Below are 21,766 nucleotides of genomic sequence, written 5' to 3'. Positions count from 1 at the left end.
GCCGCAGTGCTGCGACGCGGCGCGCTACACGTTGTCCCCAGGGGCACGGGCGGCCCGAGTATCGGCGTCGGTGAGCGGCTCGAGCTCCCCCAGCGTGTCGAGCCGGTACAGCAGTACCAGCGCCGGGCCGACCAGCACGATCGCGATGAGCGTGACAATGGCCAGCCAGCGCAGGGTGTGAGCAGCGCCGGCCGCTTCGGCCACCGTCAGCGAAGTGGGCAACAGGTAGGGGCTCTGTGCGAAGCCCCAGGCGCCAACGGTCAGGGCGACGCTCGCCACCGAGGTGTAGCGGGACCAGCCGTAGGACCTGCGCAGCAGAAGCAGCACCGTCGCAAGCCCGCAGACCGCGGCCAGGACGACCAGCAGCAGGCCCCAGCCACCGGTGAGGCCCTCCCAGACGTACCGGGCGTCACCATGGGTGACCGGCAGGCCGATGAGTGCGAGGACGACGACGGCGGCGAAGGCGAGCAGCGCCCGCAGTCGGAAGTATTCGACGAGGTCGTCGGCGCCGAACCGCCGGGCGTCGGAGCAGAGGAACACCGCCCCGAGGAACGCGGTGGCGGCGATGGCCAGCAGGCCGGCGAGGAGGGAGGTCGAATTGGCCCAGGCGTCCGCGGAGGCCGTCGTCCCGACCGCGACCCGACCGGAGGCGATGCCGCCGAGCACCGCCCCGAGGAAGAACGGCGTGAGCAGCGATGAGATGGCGAACATCGCACCGTAGACCCGCCGTTTGGCCAGGCGGCGGGACGGCTTGCGCAGCGCGAATCCGGCACCGCGGAGCACCAGGCCTACAGCCGCCAGCGCCAGCGGCAGCCACATTGCCTCGGAGACGGCCTGGAACATCGTCGGGAAGCCGGTCCACATGACGACGAAGACGAAGATCAACCAGACGTTGTTGGCCTCCCAGACCGGCGCCATCGCGTGGTCGATGAGCCAGCGCGGCCGCTTGCCGCGATCCGCCCCGCCGGCCATGAGGTCCCAGAAACCCGCCCCGTAGTCAGTACCCCCGGCACAGGCGTAGGCGGCGATCACGGCCACCAGGACCCATGCGATGAGATCGGCCATCATGACGCACCGCCAGAGGTGCGATCGGCGCCGCCACCAGGCGCGGCCCCTGCGGCTGTGGGCTCGGGCTTGCTTCTGGGCCCGTAGGGGGTGTCGGTCTCAGGGTGCAGCACGGCGCGCGCGGCGGCTGAGCCCTCGTCGGCGATGCGCCAGCGAGTTCGCATCTTCAGGACGATCGCGAGGAACGAGCCGAAGACGGCGACGTACACAATGATCACGATGCCGAGCATCGCCCACAGCGTTCCGGCGCGGGTGTCGGTCACCGCCTCCGAGACCCTCATGTGGTTGTAGACGATCCAGGGTTGGCGGCCGACCTCCGTGGTGATCCAGCCGCACTCCACGGTGACCAGGCACGCGGCTCCCGCGACTGCCGCGCAGCGGAAGAACCAGCGGCTGCGAGGGAGGTCCCGGTGTCGCAGCCAGGACCAGGCGTACCAGAGCGCGAGCAGGATCAGCAGGCTGCCGACGGTGGCCATGATGTCGAACGCCCAGTGGACGATGTTGGCCTGGACGGTCGTGGGGCGGTCGGCGGCCGGCACCGACGTCAGCCCGGTCACCTGGGTGCTGGGCTTGAAACCGGCGAGAATGGAGTCCAGCTGAGGGATCTTGATTCCGCCTGAGATCGTCCCGTCGCTGTTCAGCCGTCCGAAAATGTACTCGGGCACGTGAGTGTCCGTCTTCCAGACGATCTCCATGGCGGCGAACTTGATCGGTTGCTTGTGGAAAACGGAACGGGCGGCCGAGTCGCCGAGCATGAACTGCACCGGTGTGAGGATTGCGGCCACCGTGAAGGGCAGCGTGAAGCCGAGCCGGTGGTACCGGTCGCGCCGCCCCCGCAGCCAGCCGACCGCGTACACGCCGGCCACCACATAGCCGGCGGTCAGGAACATCGCGACCACGAAGTGCCAGTACTCGGGGCCGAACATCGGCGTGAAGATCGCCTGCCGCACATTGACGTCGACGGGATTGCCCTGGGCATCGAGGCGGAACCCCTGCGGGGTATTCATCCAGGAGTTGGCCGCGATGATGCCGAACGCACCCATCAGCGCGGCCAGCGGCAGCGGCACGGCCAGCCAGAAGTGTGTCCAGGGCTTGAGCCGGCGCCAACCGTAGAGGTAGATCGCGATCAGGACCGCCTCCAGAAAGAACGCCCAGGCCTCAACGCCGAACCCCAAGCCGAAGACGTCGCCCCAGCGGCCCATCATGCCGGGCCACAGCAGACCGAGTTCGAAGGACAGGACAGTGCCGGTGACGACGCCGATGGCGAACTGGACGGCCATCACCGCCGACCAGCGCCGCGCGAGCTGAAGGGCGACGGCGTCGTTGTGGCGCAGCGCCCGGTAATGCATGAGCACCGTGATGAAGGGCAGTGCCACTCCGAACGGGACCAGCAGGATGTGCGAGGCCAGGGTGAAGGCCATCAGTTCGCGAGCCGGCAGGAGTTGGGGCGGGGTCTCCGCCAGAATGGCCGCTGTGCTGAGCATGTGCGCCTCGATGGTCTGCCCCGCGGGGCGCGGGGGCTGAGGAACGACAGGTGCGAAGGGGCGGCAGCCGGGACGTGTCGGCCGGATGCCGTGGTCAGAGAGGCGGCGGGGCCTTCTGCCCGGGCGCCCGCCTGGGCCAAAGGCGTCTGGGCCAAAGGCGTCTGGGCCAACGGCGCCGCGCCTTCGGCCCGGGGGCCCGGGCAGCCGACGCGTCGACGTCGGGCGAGGTGAAGGCGCCTGACGCGTCGACGTCGGGCGAGGTGAAGGCGCGCTCGCGTCGCGAGCTGGTGGCGAAGGCGACGGACCAGCTGAGCACCGCTCCCAGCCTGCTGCGGAATCCGGTGAGGAAGGCCAGATGGATGAAGAGCCAGGCCAGCCAGCCGGGCACACCCGAAAGGTGCAGCGGGCCCACCTTGACGACAGCCCGGCCACGGGAGATGTACGCGGCGCTGCCGAGGTCCCAGTACTTGAAGGGCTTCGGCTGCTTCGTCCTGCACTCCACCGCGTGGCGCACGACCCGGCCCGCGTATGCGCCCGACTGCATGGCGACCTCGGCCAGCCCCGGCAGCCGGTTCAGGCTCATCACATCGCCCGTGACGCGGATCTCCGGATGGCCGGGGAGCGTGAGGTCGGGTTCGACGGCGATACGCCCGGCGCGGTCCTGGGTGGCGCCGGTTGCCCGGGCCACCGCGGCGGCGATGGGCGGTGCCTCGACCCCCGCCGTCCACAGCACAGTCCGAGCCTCGAACCGGGCGGTCGCACCGTCCGCGTCTTGCACCGTCAGGCCGCGGGCGTCGACATCGGTGACCCTCGTGCCCAGGTGGAGCTCCACCCCGAGGCTCTGAAGGGTCCGGGCAGCGCGATGGGCCAGTGGGCGGCCGAACGCGCCCAGCACCTCGTCGGACCCCTCGAAGAGCAGCACCCGGGCCTGGGCGGAGTCGATCGTCCGGAACTCCCGATCGAGCGTGTGACCGGCGATCTCCCTGATCTGTCCTGCGAGTTCGACACCGGTCGGCCCGCCGCCGACCAGCGCGAACGTGAGCCACTGCTGCCGCTCCCTGGCATTTGTGGCCGTTTCGGCCATCTCGAACGCCAGGTAGATCCGCCGGCGGATGTCCAGCGCGTCGTTCAGCGTCTTCATGCCGGGGGCATGCGTGGCAAACTCGTCATGCCCGAAGTAGGACTGGCGCATGCCGACCGCGACGATCAGATCGTCATAGGGCAGCTCGACGGCACCGCCGTCGGGTCGTCGGGCGTGGACGAGGCGGGCTTCGACATCCACGTCGGTGGCTTCGGCGAGCAGGCAGCTCACGTTGTGGTGGCGTCGTAGCACCGCGCGGAGCGGTTGCGCGATCTGGCCCTCGGACAGGATTCCGGAAGCGCACTGGTAGAGCAGCGGCTGGAAGAGGTGGTGGGCGCGGCGGTCGACCACGGTCACCGCGACCGGCGACCGGCGTAGGGCGCGGGCGGCGAACAGCCCGGCGAAACCCCCGCCGAGGATCACCACCCGGCGAGGCGTGACATGGTCCTGCATCGGAGATCAGCCTCCGGTGGCGAAGCCGGGGAAAAGCCCTCTGAGAAGTTGCGCGGACACCGTCCCACGGCTTTCGTCGGCACTTCCTGCCACCATGATTTCCCCTTCGGCCTTTCGGACGGCACGCAACGCCGAAGGCGGGCGACGCGCATAAGGAAGGCCGGGAGCCGACCGGCCGCAAGGAAAGACAACAGGAGCCTTCGCATACCCGGCCCCCAGACCCAAGCACCCTGCGCCGCGGGTGGCACAGACCGGCGCGCCACGCGGCCGCATTCGGCTGGAGACGTCACGCGGTCGGACCACAAGCTCTCCCGAACCTGCCGTGCAGGCCACCCGGCCCCCCGATCGTGAGCATCGTTGAAGCGGTCGCGGAGTACACCGAGCGGATCACGAGCGAGACCAGGCGCATCCTCGAGCGCGCCATCGCCCGTGGTGAGGTGCGGCCCGACACCGATGTCCGGGCCGCGGCGACCCTGGTGGCCGCGCCGCTGCTCTTCCGGCTGATCGTCGAGCAGGAGCTGCCCGACGCCGCGCTGGTGGACACGCTGGTGGACCTCGTCGCCCGCTCTGTCGGCTCGGCCGGCTGACACCTGGGGCCAGGGCTCTGAGCAGACGTCATGGCCGGCTGCACCGACCTCTGAGCATCCAGCTGCACCGACCTCTGAGCATCCAGGCGACGCCGTCGTGCTCCGGCTGGTGACGTTGTTGCCGCCCGACGGGGCGAGGCTGGCGCGACAGGACGTTCGCTCCGCCGGGCGGGTCTGGGGGGAGGGTGCGCCGCGCGTCGGGCGCCGGTAAGGGGGCCGCGGCGATCGCGATTGATCCCGGCGCGCCGACCTTCAGGCCGGAGGGCGCACCGCAGACCTTGACCACCGCACTGGCATCGCCCGCCGCCGCGGCCCCTCGTCCCGGCCCGCGCCGTACGACCACCCCTCATCCGGGTCCAAGGCGCGGGCCCGCGCCCGGAGTCGACCTCCCGTCGGACTCCGGGCGCAGCTTGTGTATCAGTCCTCGCGCAGGGCGCGGACCGCCTCCTCAACACGCTTGCCGTAGTCGGCGTCGGCGGCGTGGAAGTGGGCGAGGTTCTTCTCGATCACGTCGTCGCGGGAGACCTGGGACAGCCCGCCGGCGATGTTCGCGACCAGGCGCTGCTTCTCCTCCTCGGACATCAGGCGGTAGAGCTCACCGGCCTGGAAGAAGTCGTCGTCCTTGACGTGTTCGGGCGCGGCGTGGGTGCCGGTCCAGCCGTGGACCGCGAGGGGGGCGGAGAGTGCCGCGCCCGTCTGGGTGGGTCCCGCATACGAGTTGGGCTCGTAGTTCTTGTCGTGACGCGAGCCGTTGCGGGTGGCCATGAAACCGTCGCGGCCGTAGTTCTCGGCCACGGTCGCCTTCGGCGCGTTCACCGGCAGCTGGGTGTGGTTCACCCCCAGGCGGTAGCGGTGGGCGTCCGCGTACGCGAAAAGGCGGCCCTGGAGCATCTTGTCGGGCGACGGGCCGATGCCGGGAACGAAGTTGTTCGGCGAGAACGCGGCCTGCTCGACCTCGGCGAAGACGTTGTCGGGGTTGCGGTCGAGGACCAGACGGCCCACCCGCTGCAGCGGGTGGTCGCTGTGCGGCCACACCTTGGTCAGGTCGAACGGGTTGAAGCGGTACTCCGCCGCATCGGCCGCGGGCATGACCTGGACGTACAGGGTCCAGGACGGGTTCACCCCGCGCTCGATGGCCTGCAGCAGGTCGGTCTGGTGCGAGGTGGCGTCCTTGCCGGCCACCTCGGCGGCCTGCTCCGACGACAGGCAGCGGATGCCCTGGTTGGTCTTGAAGTGGTACTTCACGAAGTAGGCCTCGCCCGCTTCGTTCGTCCACTGGTAGGTGTGGGAGCCGTAGCCGTTCATGTGGCGGTACGAGGCGGGGATGCCGCGGTCGCCCATCAGCCAGGTGATCTGGTGCGTCGCCTCGGGGGCGTGCGCCCAGAAGTCCCAGACGTTGTCCGGCTCCTGCTTGCCCGTGAACGGGTCGCGCTTCTGCGAGTGGATGAAGTCGGGGAACTTGACGGGGTCCTTGATGAAGAACACCGGGGTGTTGTTGCCGACCAGGTCGTAGTTGCCCTCTTCGGTGTAGAACTTCAGGGCGAAGCCGCGGGGGTCGCGCACCGCGTCCGCCCCGCCGAGCGAGTCGGCAACGGTGGAGAAGCGCAGGAACGTCTCGGTGCGCTTGCCCACCTCGGACAGGAAGCCGGCCTTGGTGTAGCCGGTGACGTCGTCGGTCACCTCGAAGTAGCCGTACGCGCCGCTGCCGCGGGCGTGGACCACGCGCTCCGGGATGCGCTCACGGTTGAAGCGCGCGAGCTTCTCCAGCAGGTGCTGGTCCTGCAGGAGGAGCGGGCCACCGACGCCGGCGGTGGCGGAGTTCTGGTTGTCGGCGACAGGGGCGCCGGACTCGGTCGTGAGCACGCGCTTCGACATCGTGACCTTCCGTACGGGGAGCTGCACTGGTGACGGTTCGAGGAGCGTAGGTACGCGACGAAGGAAACGTCAACAGTTTGTTGAAATCGAGGAGTGGGGTTCCGGCCGGCGCCGGCGCCTGGGCGCGACAGGACAGGTGTCAGCGCCGGCACCGACCGGGGTTCACGGGGCCGTGGCCAGCCTGGGCGGGGGCTGTTGGTGGTTGCTGCCCGGTGGGGGCTGATCACGGGGTGGGCCGCTTTCATGGAGCCGTGGCTTACCTGGGCAGGGGCCTTGCGCGGCGCGGTCGTGGTGAGCCAGGGCAGGGGCCGTTGGTGGCTGTTGCCGGTGGGGGCAAGCACGGGGCCGGCCACGGGCTGTGATTGATCAGGGCAGGGGCCTTGCGCGGCGCGGTCGTGGTGAGCCAGGGCAGGGGACGTCGGTGGCTACTGCCGGGGGGCAAGCACGGGGCGGGCCGCGGGGCCGTGGTGGACCGGGGCGGGCTGGGCCCGGGGGTGGTCAGGCCGGGGAGCCGGAGAGACGTTCGACGGAGCGCAGGAGGGCCGAGTGGTCCAGGCCGCCGTCGCCCTGCGCGCGCAGTGAGGCGACGAGCTGGGCGACGACCGCGCCGACCGGCAGTGCGGCACCGACGTTGCGGGCGGCGTCCGTGACGATGCCCATGTCCTTGTGGTGCAGGTCGATCCGGAAGCCGGGCTTGAAGTCCCGGTTCAGGAAGTTGTCCTTCTTGCGGGCCAGTACGGTCGAGCCGGCCAGGCCGCCGCCCAGGACGTCCAGTGCGGCCTGGAGGTTCACGCCGGACTTCTCCAGGAACACCACCGCCTCGGCGCACGCCTGGATGTTGACCGCCACGATCAGCTGGTTTGCGGCCTTGACCGTCTGGCCCGAGCCGTGCGGGCCGCACAGCACGATGGTCCTGCCCAGTGCCTCGAGGATCGGCAGCGCACGCTCGAAGTCGGCCTGCTCGCCGCCGACCATGATGGAGAGCACGGCCTCGATGGCACCGGCCTCGCCGCCGGAGACCGGCGCGTCCAGGACGCGGATGCCCTTCTCCGCCGCGTTCTTCGCGAGGTCGACGGAGGTCTGCGGGGTGATCGACGACATGTCGATCAGCAGCGCGCCCTGCTTCGCGTTCTCCAGGATGCCGTCGGGGCCGTACGAGACGGCCTCGACCTGGGGGGAAGCGGGCACCATCGTGATGACGACGTCGGCGTCCTTGACGGCCTCGGCGATCGAGCCCGCGACGGTGCCGCCTGCCGCGGCGAGTCGGTCCAGCTTGTCCTGCTCCAGGGTGAAGCCCGTGACGGAGTAGCCCGCCTTCAGCAGGTTCTCGGACATGGGGGAGCCCATGATGCCGAGTCCGATCCATGCGATCGCCGGGCGGGAGGAGTCTGCGAGGGTGCTCATGAGGGTGCCTTCCTAAAAGCTCTGGTACGTCAGCGAGTTCAGCGGGCCGCGCGCGCCTCGGCCGGGAGCCAGTCGAACGACTCTGCGCTCGGGCGGTCGCCGGCCTTGTACTCCAGGCCGATCCAGCCGTCGTAACCGGCCTTGTCCAGCTCGTCGATGAACTGCTCCAGCGGGAGCGAGCCGGTGCCCGGCGCGCCGCGTCCCGGGTTGTCGGCGATCTGGACGTGGCCGGTCCTGCCGGCGTAGGCGGCGATGACCTGGGAGACGTCCTCGCCGTTCATCGACAGGTGGTAGATATCCAGCAGGAACTTCGCGTTGCCGAGCCCCGTCGCGGCGTTCACCTTGTCCACGACCTCGATCGCGGCCGGGGCGCTGACCAGCGGGTAGAGCGGCGATTCGGGCTTGTTGAGCGTCTCGACCAGCAGGATCGCCCCGATGCGGTCGGCCGCACGGGCCGCGAGCACCAGATTCTCCAGCGCGAGGGCGTCCTGGATCTGCGGGTCGACGCCGTCGACGCGGTTGCCGTACAGCGCGTTCAGCGCCTTGCAGCCCACCGACGCCGCGAAGTCGGCGGCCACCTCGATGTTGGCCCGGAACCGGTCGGACTCCTCGCCGGGTACGGAGAGCGCGCCGCGGTCGGGGCCCGGTAGCTGCCCGGCGTAGAAGTTCAGGCCCACCAGCCGGGTGCCGGCGTCCTCGAGTGCCTTCCTGAGGGCGTCGAGCTCGTTTCGCGGCGGGGTGGGGGTCTCGATCCAGGGCCACCACAGCTCGACCGCCGTGAAGCCCGCGGCCGCGGCTGCGGCGGGGCGCTCCAGGAGCGGGAGTTCCGTGAAGAGGATCGAGAGGTTCACATCGAAGCGCCGGTCCGTGACTGCGTCTTCTGAGAAGCGGGCCATGAGGGCTCTGCGCTCCTTCCGTATTGCGGAAGTTAGTTTCTGCTTAACGGAAGATTGCCTCGGGCCTGGTCGAGCTGTCAAGAGCGGCAGACGAACCGGGAGGCAAGAAGGCAGGCAAAAAATCGGGCAAAAGGGCAGACGAAAAGGCGCCTCCGGCGCAGGGACGCAGGGCCTGCTCAACAGGCTTCTGCCGTCCCGGCACCGGAGGCGCCGCGCGGATACGCGCGCTGCGGCTACAGCGCGTCCACCGCACTCACCTTCCAGCCGTCGGAGGTGCGGGCCATCGTCATCCGCACCCGGTTCAGATCCACACGCGGACCTGTGACCTGCGTACTCGTGGTCACCTGATTGACGAAGAGCAGCACCACGGCCCGGTCGGGCGAGGCCGACACCACCGAGACGGCCGGTGCGCCGCCGTCCGGCGGCCGTACCACCGAGGCCTTGACCACTCCGTGGTACTTGGTCGCGGTCGGCGCGACCACCTTCGAGGTGGTCCTGCCGTACTCGTCACGGAACTTCCCGGTCAGATGCCCGCGCGCCGCTGCGAAGTCCCGGTCGAGCCGCCGGTAGTCGTACGACAGCACCACGGGCGCCGCCTTCCGCGCCGCGGCCGGCGCCTCGACGCGCGCCCTGTCCGTGAGCCGGCCGTCCGCGTACTGCGCGCCGAGAACACCGGCCGCCGTCAGTGTCACCGCCACCAGCACCGCCAGCACGGCACACAGCCGGCCACGCCGCCGGCCCCGCGCCGCCTCGGTCGCCGCCACGTCCGCGTGCAGGACCGGACCCGCGTACTGATCGTCCGCGCGCCGCCCCTGATCCGCGTCGTCCGGCGCCTCCAGCCGGATCCCGTCCGGCTCCACCGGGTCCGCTCCGTCCCGAGCCGCCTGATCCGGGGCGGGGACCGGCCCGGTGCCTTGCTCCGCCACCCTGAGGGGCACCTGGGTCCCGGGCCCGGTCCGGTCCGTGCGCTTGGCCGCCGCGCGGGCGGCCGCGGCCATCGATCGGCGGGCTGGGGATGCGATGCCGGAGCCTCGTCCAGTCGGGTTCGCCACGGTCCTGCTCCTCACTGCTTCTGGTACGGGTGTGCGCTCGGGCGCGCGGTCAGCCGACGAACTCGACGTCGGAGGTGAGCCAGCGGCCGCGTTCGAGCACGAGATCGAGCTGCAGCCGGTAGGTACGGGCCTGCCCGCCGGGGGCGGCCGTGTTGGTCACCTTGCTGTCGGCGACCACCAGCACCCGGGCGGTGCGCTCGTCGGAGCGGGTGATCCCGGCCTCCAGCACCTGCCCCTGCGACACGGACTTGTTCGCCGCCACCAGCTTGGTCAACTCGGCCGACTGCGCGGCGAACTGGGCCTTGAAGTCACCTGTGGCGCCCTTCAGCACATTTGCGCTGTCCCGGTCGTAGTGCCGGTGGTCGAGCGAGGTGAAGTTCAGCGCGGACTGCCGGGCCGCGGCCAGGATGTCCTGGTGGCGCTGCGCCTCCACACGCTGCTCGTACACCTGGACGCAGAGCCAGCCGCTCAGCGCCGTCGTCACGACGGTTGCCACCGCGAGCGCCGCGGACAGCGTCCTGCCGCCCCGCGCAGCGGCCGCCTGCCTGGCGCCGAGCAGGCGCAGCGACCGGGTCAGGCGCGTGAGGATGCTCCCGTTCATGCCATGGGTCCGACGAGCAGCCATTGCCACGAGTCCTTTCCGAGCAGGCTCTGTTCGCCGCCCGTCGAGCCGATCTCGACGAGCGTTCCGTCCGGGCCGGTCGCGAGGCCGGTCTCCGGGTCGTAGGGGGTGACATACGAGGCACGGGCCGCCCCTGCGCCCGTGGAGGCGCCGGGCGCGTTCTGCGCGCCGCGGACCGAGGTGGCACTGCCGCGCGGTTCCGTGCAGCGCGCGTCCGTGTTCGCGGGGCGCTTGGAGGTGTCCGCGGGATCGCGCCGCTGGGTTCCGTAACCCTGGCGGCACGGTGGCGGATCGTCGGCGCCGGTGACCATGCCGAAGTGGGTGGTGCCGTCGCCCGGGATGACGGTGGAGCTGCCCGCGACGACCACCGGAAAGGTGACCAGGGCCTGCTCCACACCGGGCAGCCGGGCCACCGTGACCTGTCCGCCGCTGATCAGATTGCCGAGCAGGACGGGCAGATGGGTCTCGTTCGCCTTCAGCAGCGAGTTGACCTCCTGCGCGGCCGGGGCTGCCGAGCCGATGAGCCTGCGCAGATCGCCGTCGCTCGACTTCAACTCCGCCGTCAGGGCGGCCAGATCGCGCGAGAAGGACTTGATCGCCGAGCCCTTGTCGGCCTGCGTCGCAAGCACCGTGCGCGAGTCCTCGATCAGCGATGTGGTCTCGGGCAGCGAGGCGGACGCCGACTCCACGAGGCTGTTGCCCGAGTCCACCAGGCGGCTCAGATGCGGGCCGGTACCCGCGAAGGCCTTCCCGAGCTCGTCGACGGTGATCCGAAGATCCTCCTTGCCCACGGAGTTGACCAGCCGGTCCAGGCTGAGCACCAGATCCGTGGTGGGCAGCGGCACCCTCGTGTCACCGCGGCCGATCACACTGCCCTCGCGCAGGAACGGGCCGCCGGTGCCGCGCGGCTGCAGATCGACGTACTGCTCGCCGACCGCCGAGCGGTTCGCCACCACCGCCAGCGCGTCGGCCGGAATCCGGGCACCGTCCTCGATGTCCAGCGCCACCGACACCCCCTCGGCGTCGGCCAGGCGCAAGGAACCGACCCGGCCCACCGGCACACCGCGATAAGTGACCTCGGCACCCTGGAAGATGCCCCCGGACTCGGCGAACTCCGCGCGCACGGTGTAGCCGCGGTCGAGGATCAGGTCCGCCAGGCCCGTGTAGCGGGCGCCGACGTACGACACACCGACCGCGGTGACCGCGGCGAAGGCCAGCAACTGGGCCCGGACCGTACGAGTGATCACGGTTGCATCCCCTTCAGCATCAGCTCGGCGAGAGCGGGATCGACCCCTGGCGGGAAGCTGTCTGCGTCCGCTCGGCCATGGGTGGCGTAACTGCTGGTGCACACCGGCGGGCACAGCGGGCCCTCACCGCCCGGCGGGGCGGAGGGAGCGCCCGGTGCCTGCGGCAGCGCGGTGGGCACGGGGACGCCGGGGACCTCGGGCAGCTCCGGGACGTCCGGAAGCCCCGGTGGCCTGGGCGTACCCGGCCTGCCCGGCTTCCTGGGCGGTTCGTCGGCGAGATTGCCGTAGACGCTCGCCAGGTCGAGGTCGGCGGTGATCGACAGATTCACGTAGTCGCCCTTGACGGCGTCCGTCGCATTGCGCGGGAACGGGTACGTGGTCATGAGCTCGAGCGCGTTGGGCAGGTCACTGCCCGCCTTGTTCAACTGCTCCAGGATCGGCCGCAGACTGCGCAGATTGGCCACCACATCGGCCCGCGAGGCATTGACCACCTTGGTGCCCGCCGTGCCGAGTTCCGACAGCGAGGTGAGCATCGCGGTCAGGTCACGGCGCTGGTCGGCCAGCACTTTCAGGGCGCCGGGCAGGGTGTCGACCGCCGTCGCGATGGTCTTCTTCTCCTTGGCGAGCCGCTTCGACAGCCGGTCGATGCCCTCCAGCGCCCGGACGATCTCCTTGCGCTGCCCGTCGAGTCCGGCCAGGAACGTGTCGAGCTCGGTGAGCAGCGACTTCACCCGGTTCTCGCGGCCCTCGAGGGCCTTGTTCAGCTCCACGGTGATCGTCTTGAGCTGGGCGACGCCACCGCCGTTGAGCAGGGCCGACAGCGCCGAGAGCACCTCCTCGATCTCGGGGTTGCGTCCGCTGCGGGACAGCGGGACACGGTCGCCGTCGGCGAGCCGGCCCGACGGGGCGGCGTCCACCGGGGCGGACAGTGCCACGTACTTCTCGCCGAGCATGCTGGTCTGGCGCAGTTCGGCGATCGCGTTGCCCGGCAGCTTCACCGAGCCGTCGAGCCGCAGCCGCACCCGGGCGTGCCATCCGGCCAGGTCCACCTTCTCGACCGACCCGACCGTGACGTTGTTGACCTTCACGGCCGACTGCGGCACCAGATCCAGTACGTCACGGAACTCGACCGTGACGCGGTACGCGTCGCCGCCGGTGGCGGCGCCGCCCGGCAGCCCCACGTCGTAGAGCCCGTTGAACTCGCAGCCGGTGAGCACCACCGAGCCCATCGCCGTCCACACGGCGGCCGCCCTGCCCTTGTGCAGTGCACTGCTGACACGTGTGATCCTCATGCCCCGGCCTCCAGGATTCCGCCGAGCGTCCGGTCGACCGGACCCGTGCCCGACACCGGTGCGGTGTGCGGCAGTCGGGGCAGTGTGTCGAAGAGCTTCTCCAGCTCCTTGCAGTCCGGGTTCGGGCCCCCGGCGTCCCCGGTCGTGCGCAGCAGCGAGCACAGCAGCGCCGCCGGGTCCTGTGCCCCCTCGAGGTTGTTGCGGGTGTCGAGGGTGCCGGAGGACGGGTTGTACGCGTTCTGCAGATTGGACAGCCCGGCCGGGGCCACCTCCAACAGCTCCGCAAGCGCCGCGCGCTGGGTGACCAGCACCTTGGTGACCTTGCTGAGTCCCTTCACGTCGGCGGTCAGCGTCTTCTTGTTGTCGCGTACGAACACGGACACGTCGCCGAGCGCCTTGCCCAGATGCCGCAGCGCCGCCGCGAGATCCTTGCGTTCCCCGGCGAGCTGGTCGGCCACCTTGGCGAGGCTGTCGTTGAACGACCGGACGCCTCTGTCGTCGGCGGCGAGCGCCGCGGTGAACACCTGCAGGTTCCGCACGGTGCCGAACAGGTCCTTCCGGCCGTCCGACAGGGTGGTGACCGCGAGCGACAGGTCCTCGACCGTCCGGTGGAGCTGGTCGCCCTGTCCTTCGAGGTTGTCCGCGCTCACCCCCAGCAGCCGGGAGAGCGATCCGTCCCCGTTGGCCCCGCGCGGCCCGAAGGCCTCGGCCGTCGTGTGCAGCGAGTCGAAGACCCGGTCGAGCTCGACCGGCACGGCGGTACGGCTCTCGGGGATGACCGCCCCGTCCGCCATCGCGGGCCCGCCGCGGTAGACGGGCAGGAGCTGGACGTAACGGTCGCTGACGACCGAGGAGTTGATGATCGCGGCCTGGGCGTCCGCGGGGACCTTCCGCCCGGATTCGTACTCCAGCTCCACCCGCACCCGGCGGCCCTCCGGCGTGATCGCCTTGACCTCGCCGACGCGGACCCCGAGGACGCGTACGTCCGAACCGGGGTGGATGCCGACCGTGCGCGGGAAGTACGCGGTGACCCGGACCGGGTTCGCACGCGGCCACAGGGCGACCGCCGTCGCGCCGGCGACCAGCGCGAGCGCGACGACCAGCGCCAGGCGCGCGCGCCTCTTCGGCATGCTGAATCTCGTTGACCGCAAGCGGCTCATCGGGAGTCTCCTGTCCGCGGGACCACCGGGGCGGCGACCATGTTCTGGATGTAGCTGTCGAACCACCGGCCGTTGCCCAGGGTGTTGGTGAAGACCCGCACGTAGGGCGCGAGCAACTGCACGCTGCGGTCCAGGCTCGCCTGGTTGCGCTCGAGCATGGCGACCACTTGGCCGAGGCCCTTGAGCGCCGGGCCGATCTCCTTCTTGTTGTCCTGCACCAGGCCGGACAGCTGGACGCCGAGCGTGGCCGAGCTCTTGAGCAGCGCGTGGATCGCGGCCCGGCGCCTGGTGATCTCCTTGAACAGCTTGTCGCCGTCCCGGACGAGCGTGGCGAACTCGTCCGAGCGCTCGGAGAGGACCGCGGTCACCCCGTTGGCGTGGTCGAGGAGTTCGCGCAGTGCCGCGTCACGGGAGGCCACCGTCCGGGAGATCTTCGACAGTCCCTTGATGGACGCCTTCACGTCCTCGGGCGAGTCCTCGAACGTGGTGGAGATGGTGTCCAGGGCCTTCGCCAGCCGGGCCGTGTCGACCTTCTCCGTGGTGGTCGTCAGATCGCTGAACGCCGCAACCACGTCGTATGCCGCGACCGTGCGGTTCAGCGGGATCTCACTGCCGGGCGCCAGCTGCCCCGGCCCCTTCGGCTGCAGGGCCAGGTACTTCGCGCCCAGGATCGTCTTGACCCTGATGGCCGCTCCGGTGCGGGCGCCGAACTCCGGCTCCCCCTTGACCCGGAAGGTCACCTTCACATGATCGCCGTCCAGATCGACCTCGTCGACCTTGCCGACCTTGACGCCGGCGATCCGTACCTCGTCGCCCGGCTTGAGCCCGCCCGCCTCGGAGAACGCGGCGCTGTAGGTCTCGCCGTCGCCGATCAGAGGCAGGCTGTCGGCGTTGAACGCGGCCACGGCGAGCAGCGCGAGCGTGGTGACGCCGACGGCTCCGATCACCACGGGACTGCGGTCGCGGAACGGAATCATGAGCACCTCGCCCGGGCGACATGAAGCTCGGGGGTGATGACCTCTTCGGTCCTCGGGAGCACGATCCGGCCGTCGAAGTCGCAGAGGTAGAAGTTGAACCAGGAGCCGTACGACGCGGTCCCCGTCAGCTTGTCGAGCTTGTTCGGCAGCCGTTTCAGCACGCCCTCCACCGTCTTCTCGTTGTCGTTGAGCGTTCCGGTGAGCTCGGTCAGCTCGGCGATGTCGCCGCGGAGCGCCGGCCGGGCGTCCTCGAGCAGACCCGAGGTGGCCGCGGTCAGGCCGCCGATGCCGGCCAGCGAGGCGCCGATGGGCTTCCGGTCGGCGGACAGCCCGGAGATCAGCCGCTGCAACTGCTTCAGCAGCCCCGAGAAGCGGGCGTCCCGCTTGTCCAGGGTCGCCAGCACCGTGTTGAGGTTGTCGATCACGGAACCGATCAGCTCGTCACGGTCGGCGAGTGTGGTGGTGAGCGACGCGGTGTGGGCGAGCAGGCTGCCCACCGTGCCGCCCTCGCCCTGAAGCGTCCTGATGATCTCGGTGGCGAGCTGGTTGACGTCCTTGGGGCTGAGCGCGGCGAACAGCGGCTTGAACCCGCCCAGCAGCGCGTTGAGGTCCAGCGCGGGCTTGGTACGGGACTGCGGGATCACCCCGCCCGGCCTCAGCCGCGTACCGTCGCCCGCCCCCTCGGTCAGTGCGACATAGCGCGAACCCACCAGGCTGCGGTAGCGGATGACCGCACCCGTGCTGGTCAGCAGCGGCCGGTCACGGCGGACGGTGAACGTCACCTCGGCCAACGTCCGGTCCTTGATCGCGATGTCCTGTACCTCGCCGACCCGCACCCCGGCCACCCTGATGTCGTCACCCTCCTCCAGGCTGGTGACATCGCTGAACACCGCCCGGTATGTGTCCTCGGGGGTGAACGAGACGTTGACGATGGTCGCCGCGAGGAGGGCGGTGGCCAGCACCGTCACCACCGTGAACAGACCGAACTTGACCAGCGGTGCCGCCATGTCGTTGGCGCGTGTCGTCCTCATGCGACGCTCACCGCCGTTCCGCGGGCCATGGGGCCGAACAGCAGCGTCGCGACCGCCGGCACCCGGTCGGCCGGCACGCCGAGCACCGGGGCCACCAGCGAGCCGACGGCCCGCTGTTCGGCAGCGGTGGCCGACACCCCGGCCCCGCCGGGCGGACCGCTCGCCGCCGCCCTCGACGTACCGTCGTCGAGACGGACGTCCGGGGCCGGCACATGCGGGTCGGGCAGACCTCTGCAGTCGGGTCCTGAACGCTCTGCATAGCGCGGTTCCTCACCGGGTCGGTACGCGGGCCTGGGGCGGACGAATTCGAGAGTGATGCGCATCCGGCCGCCTCTGAACGCCTCCTCGGACGCGGCCTCCTGTTTGACCAGGCCGTCGAGGAGGCAGGGGTACTCGGGCGCGTAGCGGGCGAACAGGGCGAGTGTGGGCCGGGAGACCCGGCCGAGCGTGATCAGGCGGTCGCCGTTCTTGTCGAAGAACCGCTCCGCCGTGCCCGCGACCGTCGTGGTCGACCTCAGGGCCTCGCCCAGCCGGTCCTGCTGCTCGACGAGCGTGCGGCTGGTGGTGACCGAGTTGCGCAGGATCCGCATCAGATCGGGCGCCGCGTCCCCGTACACCTCCGCCACATCCGCGAAGCGCGCGATGTCCTCCTTCAGCGACGGCATATGGGGGTTGAGCCGCCGCAGATAGGCCTCTGCACGGGTCAGGTTGGCGCCGATGCGGTCGCCGCGCCCTTCCAGCGCGGTGGCGAAGGCGGACAGGGTGGCGTTGAGCTCCGCGGGCCGCACACTGCGCAGCAGCGGCAGCAGGTCGTTCAGCAGCTGCTGCAGTTCGATGCCGACCGTGGTGCGGTCCTGGGTGATCACATCCCCGGCCCGGACGGGGCGGCCGGACGACCCGCGCGGCGGCACCAGATCGACGAACTTCTCGCCGAACAGCGTCTTGGGCAGCAGCCGGGCGTGCACATCGGCCGGGATCCGCGAGACATGCCGCGGATCGAGCGCGAGGTCGACCGTCGCCTTCTCGCCGTCGGCCCGCACCTCCCGCACCTCGCCGACCAGCAGGCCGCGCAGCTTGACATCGGCACGCGGATCGAGCTGGTTGCCGAGCGTGTCGGCCTCCAGTGTGATCCGTACGACCGGGGTGAACACCTGCTGGTACACGGCCACGGACAGCGACAGCAGCAGCGCCATCACCACGAGGAAGGCGATGCCGTACAGCCGCAGCCGGGCGGCGCCCGCCGAGGACGGTCCTGGAACACGCATCGGCGCTACCCCGCAATCCGTACGGTCGTGTTGGCGCCCCAGATCGCCAGACTGAGGAAGAAGTCGAGGATGTTGATCGCCACGATCGAGGTGCGCACCGCGCGGCCGACCGCGACACCGACGCCGGCCGGGCCACCGCTCGCGTAGTAGCCGTAGTAGCAGTGCACCAGGATGATCACGACGGCGAAGACGATCACCTTGCCGAACGACCACAGCACGTCGACCGGCGGCAGGTACTGCTGGAAGTAGTGGTCGTAGGTGCCGGTCGACTGTCCGTAGTAGCCGGTGGTGATCGTGCGCGCCGCGAAGTACGAGGACAGCAGCCCGACCACGTACAGCGGGATCACCGCGACAAAGCCGGCGATCATCCGGGTGGTCACCAGGAACGGCAGCGAGGGCACCCCCATCACTTCCAGCGCGTCGGTCTCCTCACTGATCCGCATCGCGCCGAGCTGGGCGGTGAATCCGGCGCCGACGGTCGCGGAGAGGGCGAGGCCCGCCACCAGCGGTGCGATCTCACGGGTGTTGAAGTACGCCGAGAGGAACGCCACGAAGTTCGAGGTGCCCAGCTGGTTCAGCGCCGCGTAGCCCTGGAGGCCGACCTCGGTGCCGGTGAAGAAGGAAAGGAAGGCGATGACCCCGACCGTGCCGCCGACGACGGCCAGGGCTCCGCGCCCGAAGCTCACCTCGGCCAGCAGCCGCAGGACCTCCTTCTTGTAGCGGCGCAGGGTGCGCCCGGTCCATGCCAGCGAGCGCCCGTAGAAGGACAGTTGGGTGCCCAGTTCCTCGAGCCGGTCCAGCACCAGGCGATTCATGAGCGGCATCCGTCAACCCCTCTGCGGAACGACTTGGAAGTAGACGGCCGTCATCACGAAGTTCGTCACGAACAGCAACATGAAGGTGATCACCACCGACTGGTTCACCGCGTCGCCGACGCCCTTCGGACCTCCCTTGGCGGTCAGCCCCTTGTAGGAGGCGACGATCGCGGCGATCGCACCGAACACCAGGGCCTTCACCTCGGCCGCCCACAGGTCGGACAGCTGGGCGAGGGTGGTGAAGGAGGCGAGATAGGCGCCGGGTGTGCCGTTCTGCAGCACCACGTTGAAGAAGTAGCCGCCGGCCACGCCGACCACCGACACGAGACCGTTGAGCAGCACCGCCACCAGCATCGTCGCCAGCACCCGCGGTACGACGAGCCGGTGGATCGGGTCGATGCCCAGCACCTGCATCGCGTCGATCTCCTCGCGGATCTTGCGCGCCCCGAGGTCCGCGCAGATGGCGGTGCCGCCCGCCCCCGCGATCAGCAGCGCGGTGACGATCGGCGAGGCCTCGCGCAGCACGGCGAGTACCGAGGCCGCTCCGGAGAACGACTGGGCGCCGAGCTGCCGGGTGAGGCTGCCGATCTGCAGGGCGATCACTGCGCCGAAGGGGATGGAGACCAGCGCGGTCGGCAGGATCGTGACACTGGCGACGAACCAGGCCTGCTGGATGAACTCACGTGCCTGGAAGGGCCGTTTGGGCATCGTCCGCAGCACGTCCAGGCCCATGGCGAAGAGGCTGCCGGTATGCCGCAGTGCCGCGGTGGGGGACAGGCTCATGCGCCCACCGACTTTCCGCGGATCGTGGCCCGCACCGCCCGCAGCGACTCCCGGTCGGCGATCGCCTCCCAGCGCGGCGGACGCGTGATCCCCGCACTGGGCAGCAGGCGCGGTGTCAGCTCGGGTGCCTCGGACGGTGCGGAGTGTGCGCCCTCGCCCAGCTCGGCCAGCTCCTGCTCGACCTGGGCCGCGTCCTTCTCCTCCGCCATCCCGATCGGGCCCTGCATCCGGCCGTTCAGGAACTGCCGCACCACCGGCTCCTCGCTGGTCAGCAACTGCTCCCGGGGGCCGAACATCACCAGCTCGCGCCGGAACAGCAGCCCGATGTTGTCCGGGACCTGGCGGGCGGAGGCGATGTCGTGGGTGACGATCAGGAAGGTGGCGTCGATCTGCGCGTTGAGGTCGACGATCAGCTGGTTGAGATAGGCCACCCGGACCGGGTCGAGCCCCGAGTCGGGCTCGTCGAAGAGAATGATCTCCGGATCGAGCACCAGGGCCCGGGCGAGGCCGGCCCGTTTGCGCATCCCGCCGGATATCTCACCGGGCAGTTTGTCCTCGGCGCCGATCAGGCCGACCATGTCCATCTTCTCGAGCACGATCCGGCGGATCTCGCTCTCGGACTTGCGCGTGTGCTCGCGCAGCGGGAAGGCGATGTTGTCGTAGAGATTCATCGACCCGAACAGCGCGCCGTCCTGGAACAGCACACCGAACAGCTTCCGTACCTCGTACAGGTCGTGCTCGCGCAGGGCCGTGATGTCGGTGCCCGAGATCCGGATCGACCCGCGGTCGGGCCGCAGCAGCCCGACGAGCGTCTTGAGGAACACCGACTTGCCCGTGCCCGACGGTCCGAGCATCACCGAGACCTCGCCGGCGGGCAGCGTCAGGGAGACGTCCTGCCAGATGACCTGGTGGCCGAAGGACTTGGTGAGTCCCTCCACGCAGATCTCGACACCCATACGGTTCACCCTTCAGCCGTGGAGCGGTCCGACATCTGCTCTACGGGCAGGGCGGCCCCGTCCGTCGCTGCGGGCCGAAGATTTTTTACGCGCCCACCATCAGGACGTCATCAGCGCGCAATCAGGACGCCGCCGGGGTGGCGTCCGGGTTACGCACCGGCCCGCCGGGTCCCCGTTCGGTCACCCCGGGCCCCGGCGGCGGGGAGCGACGGGTGGAACGCCGCGCGTGAAGGAGCGAACCTGTACCCATGCGGCCGCTCTTCCGCTCGTCTGCTCCGAATGGCCACAGCAGCGTGCTCTTCACACTCGCGCAGTGCGTGCCGTTCGTGCTCGCACTGCTGGTCGTGGTCGTCGAGCTCACGCCCGCGCACGTGGTGTACACCGGACCCATCCTCATGGCGACCCCGGCGCTGGCCGCGGTGACGATGGGCCCCAAGGGCACCCTCGCGGCAGCGCTTGTCGCTCTGGCCGTCAGCGTGACCACCGCCACCTACAACCAGGCGTGGGGCAGCCAGCAGGTCTACAGCAACCTCCTGGCTCTTCTCCTGGTGTCGGCGGCCAGTGTGATGACGAGCAGGGCCGTGCGCAGGCGCACGCAGAGCGAGCTCAACCAGGTCCGGCGGATCGCCGTAGTGGCACAGGAGGTCCTGCTGCGGCCCGTGCCTGCCCGGCTGGGCCCCGTCCGGGCGGCGAGCATGTATCTCGCGGCCGAGGCGGGTGCGCAGATCGGCGGTGATCTCTACGAAGCCGTGCAGACCCGGTACGGGGTCCGGATGATCGTGGGGGACGTCCGCGGGAAGGGGTTGCCCGCCGTGCGGGCCGCCGCGGCCGTCCTGGGCGCCTTCCGGGAGTCCGTGCACTACGAGGACGACCTGGTGGATGTGGTGAACCACTGCGGGGCTGCGCTGCGACGGGAGACCGCCGTGCCGGGCGCGGTCGCTCCCGAGGCTCTGCTGGAGGGCTTCGTCACGGCGGTCGTGGTCCAGGTGCCGGACCGGCCCGTGGTCGAGATGGTCAACCGCGGCCACCCGCCCCCGCTGGTCCTGCGCCAGGGCAGGGCCGCCGCCCTGATGCCCGCCTGCCCGCTGCCGCCCCTCGGCCTTGAGGACTTCATCATCGGGCCGCCCGGCAAGGTGGAGAGCTACCCGTTCGTGCCCGGTGACCGCCTGCTGCTGCACACCGACGGTGTGATCGAGGCCCGCAACAGTGACAACGACTTCTTCGCCCTTCCCGAGGCGATGGAAGCGGCGCAGGCCGGCACCCCGCTGGAGTTCCTGGAACAACTGCACCAGGGGCTGATGCGGCACACCGACGGCTGCCTGGCCGACGACGTGGCGATGCTCTTCGCCGAGCGGCTCGACGGCGATGCCGGCGAACAAGTCCGCGGGACCGCCGCCCTTGCGCATGACGGCGGGACGGACCACCTTCCGCAACGCCCCGGGTAGAGCTGCCACCCTGCGCACGCGCGCCGCCTCGTGCGCCTGGGCGACGCGGACGCTCCTCAGCTCCCCCGGCGCTCCGGCCGTCTGCGGCACGGGCGCGTGCGGCATATCGCCGGGCAGTGCCCCTTCCGGTGCCCGCACGGACGGCAGTCCGGAGGCCGAGGGCTCGCCGGGTCCCGCGTGCGCCGGCACTGCCTCTCCAGCCTTGGGGGAGAAAGCCCCACCCGCGAGCCTTCGGGTACGGGAGGTGCTACAACGCCGGAGCCCCGTTCACTGATC

19 protein-coding genes are annotated in these 21,766 nt (G+C 70.4%); 2 read left to right on the top strand and 17 right to left on the bottom strand.

The genetic code is table 11. From position 1 onward, the window contains the following. Positions 1–24: 24 nt before the first annotated feature. The 3 genes from OHS70_RS06740 to OHS70_RS06730 form a co-directional block, all read right to left on the bottom strand. Complete coding sequence (locus tag OHS70_RS06740) at positions 25–1,068, bottom strand: cytochrome d ubiquinol oxidase subunit II (protein ID WP_328394669.1); 1,044 nt, start codon at positions 1,066–1,068, stop codon at positions 25–27. Continuing rightward, on the bottom strand, positions 1,065–2,549 hold the full coding sequence (locus OHS70_RS06735; RefSeq protein WP_328394667.1) for a cytochrome ubiquinol oxidase subunit I: 1,485 nt from the start codon (positions 2,547–2,549) through the stop codon (positions 1,065–1,067). The genes OHS70_RS06740 and OHS70_RS06735 overlap by 4 nt, the downstream gene beginning before the upstream one ends. A 94-nt stretch (positions 2,550–2,643) precedes the next feature. Beyond that, entirely contained in the window at positions 2,644–4,083 is a 1,440-nt protein-coding gene (locus OHS70_RS06730) for an NAD(P)/FAD-dependent oxidoreductase (protein ID WP_328394665.1), read from the bottom strand. 347 nt (positions 4,084–4,430) lie between these two features. Between OHS70_RS06730 and OHS70_RS06725 the strand changes: the two genes are divergently transcribed. Beyond that, complete coding sequence (locus OHS70_RS06725) at positions 4,431–4,670, top strand: TetR-like C-terminal domain-containing protein (protein ID WP_328394663.1); 240 nt, start codon at positions 4,431–4,433, stop codon at positions 4,668–4,670. Positions 4,671–5,087: 417 nt separating this feature from the next. Here OHS70_RS06725 and OHS70_RS06720 read toward each other — a convergent pair whose 3' ends face one another. From OHS70_RS06720 to OHS70_RS06655, 14 genes are all read right to left on the bottom strand, one after another. Continuing rightward, a complete protein-coding gene (locus tag OHS70_RS06720; RefSeq protein ID WP_328394661.1) occupies positions 5,088–6,545 on the bottom strand; it encodes a catalase in 1,458 nt (485 codons plus the stop codon). A 498-nt stretch (positions 6,546–7,043) separates the two neighbouring features. Continuing rightward, positions 7,044–7,949 carry a 2-hydroxy-3-oxopropionate reductase gene (locus OHS70_RS06715; protein ID WP_328394659.1) on the bottom strand — a complete coding sequence of 302 codons (906 nt, stop codon included), beginning with the start codon at positions 7,947–7,949 and terminating at the stop codon, positions 7,044–7,046. 38 nt (positions 7,950–7,987) lie between these two features. Then, the gene (locus OHS70_RS06710) at positions 7,988–8,845 is read right to left on the bottom strand and encodes a TIM barrel protein (protein ID WP_328394657.1); all 858 of its coding nucleotides are present in this window, start codon (positions 8,843–8,845) and stop codon (positions 7,988–7,990) included. A 233-nt stretch (positions 8,846–9,078) separates the two neighbouring features. Continuing rightward, positions 9,079–9,897 carry a hypothetical protein gene (locus OHS70_RS06705; RefSeq protein WP_328394655.1) on the bottom strand — a complete coding sequence of 273 codons (819 nt, stop codon included), beginning with the start codon at positions 9,895–9,897 and terminating at the stop codon, positions 9,079–9,081. 49 nt (positions 9,898–9,946) lie between these two features. Continuing rightward, the gene (locus OHS70_RS06700) at positions 9,947–10,498 is read right to left on the bottom strand and encodes a hypothetical protein (protein WP_328394653.1); all 552 of its coding nucleotides are present in this window, start codon (positions 10,496–10,498) and stop codon (positions 9,947–9,949) included. Beyond that, positions 10,495–11,766: an MlaD family protein gene (locus tag OHS70_RS06695; protein ID WP_328394651.1), complete on the bottom strand. Its 1,272-nt coding sequence runs from the start codon at positions 11,764–11,766 to the stop codon at positions 10,495–10,497. The genes OHS70_RS06700 and OHS70_RS06695 overlap by 4 nt, the downstream gene beginning before the upstream one ends. Continuing rightward, on the bottom strand, positions 11,763–13,058 hold the full coding sequence (locus OHS70_RS06690; RefSeq protein ID WP_443062574.1) for an MCE family protein: 1,296 nt from the start codon (positions 13,056–13,058) through the stop codon (positions 11,763–11,765). Before OHS70_RS06690 ends, OHS70_RS06695 begins: the two co-directional genes overlap by 4 nt. After that, positions 13,055–14,188 carry an MCE family protein gene (locus OHS70_RS06685; protein ID WP_328394649.1) on the bottom strand — a complete coding sequence of 378 codons (1,134 nt, stop codon included), beginning with the start codon at positions 14,186–14,188 and terminating at the stop codon, positions 13,055–13,057. The genes OHS70_RS06690 and OHS70_RS06685 overlap by 4 nt, the downstream gene beginning before the upstream one ends. A gap of 26 nt (positions 14,189–14,214) precedes the next feature. Then, positions 14,215–15,195, bottom strand: a complete 981-nt coding sequence (locus OHS70_RS06680) for an MCE family protein (RefSeq protein ID WP_328394647.1) — start codon at positions 15,193–15,195, stop codon at positions 14,215–14,217. Next, the gene (locus OHS70_RS06675) at positions 15,192–16,226 is read right to left on the bottom strand and encodes an MlaD family protein (RefSeq protein WP_328394645.1); all 1,035 of its coding nucleotides are present in this window, start codon (positions 16,224–16,226) and stop codon (positions 15,192–15,194) included. Before OHS70_RS06675 ends, OHS70_RS06680 begins: the two co-directional genes overlap by 4 nt. Next, on the bottom strand, positions 16,223–17,491 hold the full coding sequence (locus OHS70_RS06670; RefSeq protein WP_328394643.1) for an MCE family protein: 1,269 nt from the start codon (positions 17,489–17,491) through the stop codon (positions 16,223–16,225). The genes OHS70_RS06675 and OHS70_RS06670 overlap by 4 nt, the downstream gene beginning before the upstream one ends. 5 nt (positions 17,492–17,496) lie before the next feature. Then, the gene (locus OHS70_RS06665) at positions 17,497–18,315 is read right to left on the bottom strand and encodes an MlaE family ABC transporter permease (RefSeq protein ID WP_328394641.1); all 819 of its coding nucleotides are present in this window, start codon (positions 18,313–18,315) and stop codon (positions 17,497–17,499) included. Positions 18,316–18,318: 3 nt separating this feature from the next. Continuing rightward, entirely contained in the window at positions 18,319–19,089 is a 771-nt protein-coding gene (locus tag OHS70_RS06660; RefSeq protein ID WP_328394639.1) for an MlaE family ABC transporter permease, read from the bottom strand. Next, positions 19,086–20,045 (bottom strand): ABC transporter ATP-binding protein, encoded by a 960-nt coding sequence (locus OHS70_RS06655; protein ID WP_328394637.1) that lies wholly within the window; start codon positions 20,043–20,045, stop codon positions 19,086–19,088. Before OHS70_RS06655 ends, OHS70_RS06660 begins: the two co-directional genes overlap by 4 nt. A gap of 293 nt (positions 20,046–20,338) precedes the next feature. Here OHS70_RS06655 and OHS70_RS06650 point away from each other — a divergent pair, with 293 nt between their 5' ends. Continuing rightward, entirely contained in the window at positions 20,339–21,490 is a 1,152-nt protein-coding gene (locus OHS70_RS06650) for a PP2C family protein-serine/threonine phosphatase (RefSeq protein WP_328394635.1), read from the top strand. Positions 21,491–21,766: the final 276 nt, after the last annotated feature.

The organism is Streptomyces sp. NBC_00390, assembly GCF_036057275.1.
Taxonomy (GTDB): Bacteria; Actinomycetota; Actinomycetes; order Streptomycetales; family Streptomycetaceae; genus Streptomyces.
Note: the sequence above shows the minus strand (reverse complement) of the source record. Positions and strands in the feature narration are given on the sequence as shown.